Raw genomic sequence first — 1,068 nt, 5'->3', positions numbered from 1 at the left:
CGGCCTCGGGGTCGGCGCCCTCGCGGTGGGCGGGGTGGCCGTCGTCACCGACCTGGCCGGCGCGACCGCCGGGCCGCTGGGCGCCAACGCGCCGGCCCTATACGGCATGCGCAGCTCCACCGGGCACACGTACGCGGCCCTGCCCGGGCGCGCCGGACGCATCGACGTGCACCGGCCGCCGGGCCAGGGCCCGTTCCCGGTCCTCGTGTGGAACGCGGGCTCCGGCTGGCGCAGCGATCGCGGCTACAGCGACGGTGTCGACGTCGCCCGCGGCCTGGTCCCGCACGGCTACGCCGTCGCCGCGTTCTCGGTGCGCAGCTCCAAACAGGGCACGTTCCCCGCCCAGGTGGAGGACGCGACGGCGGCGGTCCGCTGGGTGCGGCGCAACGCCCCGGGCCTGCAGCTGGACGCGGGGCGGGTGGCCGTGGCCGGCTCGTCGTCGGGCGGCTGGAACGCCCTCATGGCCGGCCTCACGGGCGGACAGGACCTGGACCGCGAGCAGGTGCCGCTGCCCGGCCGGGAGGTGCCCGACGGCGGCCACGCGATCCCGGAGGAGGACCGCGTCCACGCGATCGTGGACTTCTTCGGCCCCACGGACTTCCTGACGATGAACCGCCAGATGCTCCCGGGCGCGTGCGCGGACTACAACCGCGCGAACCGGCTGAAGCACTGCCACCTCGACGACCGCAGCACCAAGTCGGACATGCTGGGGGTGCCGGTCCTGGCCTCGGGCGGCCTGACCCGGCTGGCCTCCCCGATCGCGCACCTGCGCCCGGACTCGCCGCCCCTGCTGGTCGTCCACGGGCGCAAGGACGTCACGGTGCCGTGGGGGCAGAGCCTCGAGCTGTACCGGGCCGCCGAGGCCGCCGGACTGCGCACCGCGTTCTACTCGGTGGCCGAGGGTGGCCACGACCTGGGCATGATGACCGCGAAGACCCGCAGCGCGGAGGTGCTCCGCAACGGTGTGCCGGCCAGCGCCGTGCACGCCTCCACCTCGTGGTCCGCGGTGGCCTCGTTCCTGGACGCCGTCCTGCCGCGCTGAGGCGGCGGCCGGACCCGCCCCGGCAT

The 1,068-nt window shown here is 76.1% G+C and carries 1 protein-coding gene; it reads left to right on the top strand.

Going from position 1 to position 1,068, the window contains the following annotated elements; all coding sequences use genetic code 11:
• The coding region (locus ACFWJO_RS40785) for a CocE/NonD family hydrolase (RefSeq protein WP_386873451.1) at nt 1–1,042 on the top strand (1,042 nt) is incomplete at its 5' end.
• Nucleotides 1,043–1,068 lie beyond the last annotated feature (26 nt).

Source organism: Streptomyces sp. NPDC127092, assembly GCF_042722475.1.
Taxonomy (GTDB): Bacteria; Actinomycetota; Actinomycetes; order Streptomycetales; family Streptomycetaceae; genus Streptomyces.
This window is presented reverse-complemented; position numbering and strand designations above follow the sequence as displayed.